6 protein-coding genes are annotated in these 6,125 nt (G+C 44.1%); 2 read left to right on the top strand and 4 right to left on the bottom strand.

The features are described 5' to 3' along the window. Positions 1-131: 131 nt before the first annotated feature. Entirely contained in the window at positions 132-371 is a 240-nt protein-coding gene (locus V7K67_RS07050; RefSeq protein WP_179068461.1) for a hypothetical protein, read from the bottom strand. Between the two features lie 156 nt (positions 372-527). Between V7K67_RS07050 and V7K67_RS07045 the strand changes: the two genes are divergently transcribed. Next, complete coding sequence (locus tag V7K67_RS07045; RefSeq protein ID WP_334732992.1) at positions 528-728, top strand: hypothetical protein; 201 nt, start codon at positions 528-530, stop codon at positions 726-728. Positions 729-737: 9 nt separating this feature from the next. Here the strand turns inward: V7K67_RS07045 and V7K67_RS07040 are convergent, their stop codons facing one another. Next, positions 738-1,538 carry a DUF1838 family protein gene (locus V7K67_RS07040; protein ID WP_335165793.1) on the bottom strand — a complete coding sequence of 267 codons (801 nt, stop codon included), beginning with the start codon at positions 1,536-1,538 and terminating at the stop codon, positions 738-740. A gap of 320 nt (positions 1,539-1,858) precedes the next feature. Here V7K67_RS07040 and V7K67_RS07035 point away from each other — a divergent pair, with 320 nt between their 5' ends. Further along, on the top strand, positions 1,859-3,127 hold the full coding sequence (locus V7K67_RS07035; protein WP_334732990.1) for a HEAT repeat domain-containing protein: 1,269 nt from the start codon (positions 1,859-1,861) through the stop codon (positions 3,125-3,127). A 139-nt stretch (positions 3,128-3,266) separates the two neighbouring features. On the opposite strand, the gene glgA is transcribed toward V7K67_RS07035, so the two are convergent. Then, positions 3,267-4,712, bottom strand: coding sequence for a glycogen synthase GlgA (gene glgA, locus V7K67_RS07030; protein ID WP_334732989.1), 1,446 nt, complete (start codon positions 4,710-4,712; stop codon positions 3,267-3,269). A gap of 136 nt (positions 4,713-4,848) precedes the next feature. Continuing rightward, positions 4,849-5,820, bottom strand: coding sequence for a hydroxymethylbilane synthase (hemC, locus tag V7K67_RS07025; protein ID WP_334710047.1), 972 nt, complete (start codon positions 5,818-5,820; stop codon positions 4,849-4,851). Positions 5,821-6,125: the final 305 nt, after the last annotated feature.

Raw genomic sequence — 6,125 nt, 5'->3', positions numbered from 1 at the left:
ATGCAAAAAATCAATTCCAGATGCAATCCTCATCCCCCGCTCCCTATCCCCACCTTATGAGTACATTGAAGGTGGGGACTTCCGCGACACGTTAAAACTGATTCATCTCTCAAAACTTTTGCAATAGACCACTAGTTGCTGACACTCAGAGCCGCCTGCTGATCACGGAGTTCCTGGAGGGCAGAATCAATCTTGGCAAGTTCAGGCTCCAGTTTTGCCATGACGCTTACTTTCATTAACTTAGCTCGTTTTGCTGTTTCTGTAGTTTCTTGAACTAGACGTTCCCGATATTGCTCAAGTTCTGCAATCACTTCTGCTACATCTTGGGCGGTGACGTTATTGGTTGTTGTCAATTCTGAGGTTTCATCCATAAGTTTGGTTTCCTAAATGCGTGTTTATATAGACGAATAGATATATTTTGATCTTCTCAGATCGCGTAACCACTGGTAAAGCTTTTTGACAGGAATCTTCAAAAGTCGTCTAAGAGCCAGTGCGTAAGCGTAGCCCGTCGGAGATATCGCGCTAACATGGTCTGGCATCGTGCAACAGAAGAAGTCGATGTGATCGGTAGCAATCCTTGTATTCAAGCTGTGGTAGAAACTCCGTGGTATGAGGGTGAGCCATTATGTCCGTGGTCTGTTGCGGACTATAAACCGTTCTCGCACATTCAGTTAGACGATGAGATGACAGATTTGGAGGTCGGTTTAATATTTGCCCAACTGGTATAATACAACGATTTAGAAAATGGTGGCAACGCCAACGATGTTCTGTATCGAGCTATTGAGTCTGAGATACTGATTTTGCCAGGAGGTCGTCACATTCGGCTCATCACTTTCTGTCGGCGTGAATTCATAAATTGGTACTTTTTCCCTCACCAGGTTGACTAAACTAGGATGAAGCTGCTCAAAAGAATCTACTCTAAATATTGTGGTTTCAAATCTTAATTTCGCTGGATGAGCATATCCTAACTTCATCCAGGGCAACCAAGGACAGTCTCTCGCCCACTTAGCAGGAGGGACATCAGTTGCATCGGGTCGGCAAGTATTTGAGATAAAGTATTCAACTCCCTTAAACTTTTCTCCAGGGCAATAGTCTGAATATTTGCTGTCTCCTGCTAAAGGATGCGGGTATTCTAAAGGAATTTCCATGACAGAGGTAATATATCCGCTGCCTTTGGGTATGACAAATTTCTTTGGTTTGACTGAGCCTTGGACAATGCGGTTAGCAATGTGTACTACTGGTACTGGTTGACTCGCTGTTGGTGACTTCCAAAAGTGCAAAATCTCTTGGGTATCTGGGTCACAAAATAAACCCAACTCTCTATTGATGCGATACCCGACTTCGCCGTACTCAGGATCGGGCTTGAGAAATACTTTGGTAGCATTCATCCCAATAATAGAGAACAATTTTTCTTTTGATTGTTCTGGTGTTTCTTGCCACCAAATTTCCCCAGACCAGTTGTAATAAAGCTGTAAACCATGATTTTTTCTATAAAAATCCAGGTTATTAAATTCATAGTCATCTGAATAATCACTCATATTTGTTCCTATTATTCTCAAATGGCTACGTAAGTAGGTGGGCGTAAATATTTGTCGTTGAGATAAGGCAGGATAGCGCAGCGGTAGTGAGTCTGCGTTCGCTTTTAGCGTCTCGTAGAGAGCGCCGGCAGCAGGGAAGAGGGTTTTAGCCTTGTTCATCTTTGTTAACATAGTTTGGTTTTATTCTGCCTACCTACTTAGACACTTTTGATGCTTCAATCAATCCCCAAATAGATCCCAATCCCCAATCCCCAGTACCCAGTCCCTAGTACGATGGTAAAAGTGATCTCTAAAATTATCCAAGAGCAATTTACAGATCAATGGATAAACGTTTTTTTAAAATGTTTGGGCTAACAGAAGAAGAAGCGATCGCAATTATTGATACACCATTAGAACAACTCGAAGACGCTTCTGATAAGTATATTGCTGTTTCTCATCTAATTAACTTCCCCACTGAGCAATCGATCGCAGCTTTAGTACGGGCGATTGAAACCAGTAACCCTGATGAGTTAGATCACCGCATTGTCCGACGCAAAGCTGTGGAAAGTTTGGGGCGATTGCAGGCGGAATCAGCTTTACCTGTCATTCGACAGTGCCTTAAAGATGATGATATTTATACTGTTGAGAATACCGTGTGGGCGATCGGGGAAATCGGCACGAAAGATCCAGAAATTCTCGAAGAGGTGGCGCAACTGCTGGATAAGCCAGGTCAAATCTATCGGGTGATTATTCACACTTTAGCGAACGCTGATTATCAGCCTTCCCTAGAACGTGTACGGAAATTTACCCAAGTGGAGGATGAACCTACCCGTAGTGCGGCGATCGCTACAGTTTGTCGGTTCACGGGTGACTATTCCCAAATCACTGAGGTGATGGCGCTGCTGCAAAGTTCCAGTGTCAATGCACGGCGCGGTTGTATTCAAGACTTGATTGATTCCCGCTACTACAAAGCCATCCCAGAAATCGCCCGTTGTCCTGTATCTCTGGTGTTTCGCTTGCGAGGTTTGCGGATGCTTTTGGATGCAGGGGTTCCTAGTGGTGAAATTACCTTTACAGAAATTCAACCTTACTTAGAACAAATACTCTACGATCATCCCAACAACCTTGATTTAGTACATGAGTATGATGCTACCCCTGTTCTAGATTTTGTGATTAATGAACTCTATGAAACCGATTTTGGACGGTGTTATTTAGCGACAAAAACCTTACTAGATGTCTATCCGCAAGAAGCACCAGCAGCACTTCTAGTAACTTATTCGGACAAGGCATATAACGACTATGGCGCTCATTATCATGTCATGAAACTTTTCGGCTGGCTGAAATATGCTCCCGCCTACGATTTGTTGGTGGAAAACCTGCACAACCGCGAACCCCAGTTTCAGAAATCTCGTGCTGCATGTGCGATCGCTCTTGCTGAATTGGGTGATTCACGAGCAATTCCTGAACTCAAAATTTGCCTCAATACGCCGATTTGGGATTTGAAATATGCTTGTTTATTAGCACTAGACCGCTTAGGAGACTCCTCTGGTCGGGAAATTTGTGTTAGCGATCATGATTGGTTAATTAGGGCGAAAGCGACGAGTAATTAATAGTGTCAATTTCATGCCCTGGCGACTGGAAGTCGCGGCTACACAAACAAAGTCCGCCTCCGCGGACTAAGGAAAGATTGAGGTTTGAAACCCACCTCCGTGGGTTTTGCCTGTGTAGACGCGGTTTCTAACCGCCCTTTTATTTGCTACTGGTGCTAGTGACTACCTCGTTTAACACTAGCTCTGGTTGTGGAGTCTCCTCTTCTTCTTCTGGCAAACCGTAAATTGACCTGTACAACTTCACGTACTGCTTGGCAGATTGATACCAACTAAAATCTTGACTCATGCCGCGTTTTTGTAGTTCTCCCCATTGCGGTTTAAAACGGAAGCCTTCCCAAGCCCGGATCATACAGGTGAAAAGGTCTAGCGGTTCATAGCGATCAAAGCAATAACCAGTACCAGCAGCATTTTCAGGATCGTGATGGGTTACGGTGTCAACTAACCCACCTGTGCGGCGGACAATGGGTACAGAACCGTAGCGCAAAGCCATCATTTGGCTAATACCGCAAGGTTCAAAACGACTAGGCATTAAGAAAGCGTCAGTACCAGCGTAGATCCGGCGAGACAGGGCATCGTTATAAAGTAAGTAAGTTGCCATACGTCCGGGAAAACGGGATGCCAATTGCCACATCTGAGTTTCATAGTAGCGATCGCCTGTCCCCAACAGTACAAACTGGGCATCTGTGTAAGATAAGAAGCGATCGAGAATTTGCAATATCAAATCAATACCTTTTTGTTCTACTAATCGGGTAACGATCCCAATTAAAAAGGCTTTGGAGTTGACTTCTAATCCTATTTCTTGTTGCAGAGCAATTTTGTTGGCTTTGCGTTTATCTAAAGTATCAGCAGTAAAGGTTTGGGCAATGTATTTGTCATTTTCTGGATTATAAACTTCGGTATCAATACCATTGATAATCCCAGATAATTTACCGCTAATAAAGGACAGCAAACCTTCTAATGTTTCACCGTAAGTTGCTGTCTTGATTTGCTCGGCATAAGTGGGCGAAACTGTATTTACCTTATTGGCAAATTGCACCGCCGCCGCCATTACGTTGTGTCCTTGCATATACCAGGGACACCAAGTAATTTTCTCTAAATACCAACGCCACGGCCCTTGATAAGCCAAATTATGAATGGTAAATACTGTGGTGATATCAGGATCTTGGTGCATCCATACAGGAATCATACCTGTGTGCCAATCGTGACAGTGGATAATTTCTGGTTTCCAGTAATTCCAGGCAAACTCGGCTGCACCGTTGGCAAACAAGGTGAACCGCCAATCTTCACCATCTCCAGAATAAATATGGCGCGGTAGGAAGGCGGGATGTCCAAATAAGTACAAGGGAACATCAGTACCAGGCAGAATGCTTTCATAAACAGCAAATTCCTGGAACATGGCAGATCCCCGCCAGATGGGTTCTTGGGGAATTTCCATTTTGTCTGGCAGGAAGCCATAGTAAGGCAAGAATATTCGCACATCATGCCCCATTTCTCTCAGGAATTTGGGCAATGCCCCGACAACATCACCCATTCCTCCTACTTTGGCAATGGGTGCTGCCTCTGCTGCAACAAATAGAATCCGCATGGTAATTTTTGCTTCCCCGAGTCTATATTGTCAAATTAACTTTCTAAATCCCGAACAACGCGATTTGTCGCGTCTGGCACATATTTTGTGCAACGGCGATCAATTCTTATCTAATCACATTGGCTTCACCAATTGCTTAGGAACCGCGCTGAATCACCGCAAAAATTTCTGATAAAATTTCTTGCGCTCCCTGTTGCCGCAACTGTTCTGCTAGTTCTATACCTAGTGCTTCAGCATTGTTAGCTTGACCAGTGACAGCATCTTTTACGAACTTTTGACCGTCTATACTGGCGACTATTCCTGTTAAGGTCAAATTCTCACCAGATATTTCTGTATTTACACCGATAGGTACTTGACATCCGCCCTCTAAAGAGCGTAGAAAAGAGCGTTCGGCGAGACAGCGATCGCGTGTTTGGGGATGTTCGATCGCTTTGAGTAGAGATAGCAATTCACTATCATCAGCACGGCATTCTATCCCTAAAGCACCTTGTCCAACGGCGTGGAGGGAGATTTCTTTGGGGAGGATTTGATGTACGCGATCGCTCATTCCCAATCTTTCTAATCCTGCTGCTGCCAAAATCAGAGCATCATATTCGCCTGCATCCAGTTTTGCCAACCGTGTAATCAAATTTCCTCGGACATCCTTAAATGTAAAATGGGGGAAATGGTGGCGTAACTGTGCTAACCGCCGCAGCGAAGATGTACCAATTACCGCACCTTCGGGCAAGGTATCGATTTGTTTATCTTTGTGCTTTTCATGCACTACTAATGCATCTGCGGGATTTTCCCGTTCAGTAATTGCTGCCAGTGTCAACCCTTCTGGTAAATTAGTCGGCAGATCCTTGAGAGAATGAACCGCAAAGTCAATCTCCTGATTGATCATTCCGAGTTCAAGTTCTTTAGTAAAAAGTCCTTTATCGCCAATTTTAGCTAATGCGACATCCAAGATTTTATCACCTTGGGTAGACATGGTGTGGACTTCAAAAGTGATATCAGGATAGCAATTCTTGAGTTGCTCTTGTACCCAGTAGGTCTGAACGAGAGCAAGTTGGCTTTTGCGTGAACCAATCCGAATAGTGCGTGGGGGACTAGAAACAACTGATGTCATAAAACAATATAATATCGCAGGCGATAAATTCACTCTCATCTAGACTACCGTAGTCAGGGACTCATACGAATTTTGGGTTTTGGATTTTGGATTTTGGATTACAATTCTTTACTAAGAATCCCCAGAGAGTTAGACTAGGCAATTAGAAATCGCGGGTATAAAATTGATTGGTCTTCTTTGGTACAGCCAGGATGTCTTCTTTTACCCTTCCAGGACTTACGCAACTGGCACAAAGAGCGGGTAGGGCTGTGCCTTACCCCGCAACAATTCAAATCAAACCAAGCACATAAGAATACTTGGGCGTT

The sequence above is a fragment of the Nostoc sp. genome (assembly GCF_036917155.1).
GTDB lineage: Bacteria > Cyanobacteriota > Cyanobacteriia > Cyanobacteriales > Nostocaceae > Nostoc.
This window is presented reverse-complemented; position numbering and strand designations above follow the sequence as displayed.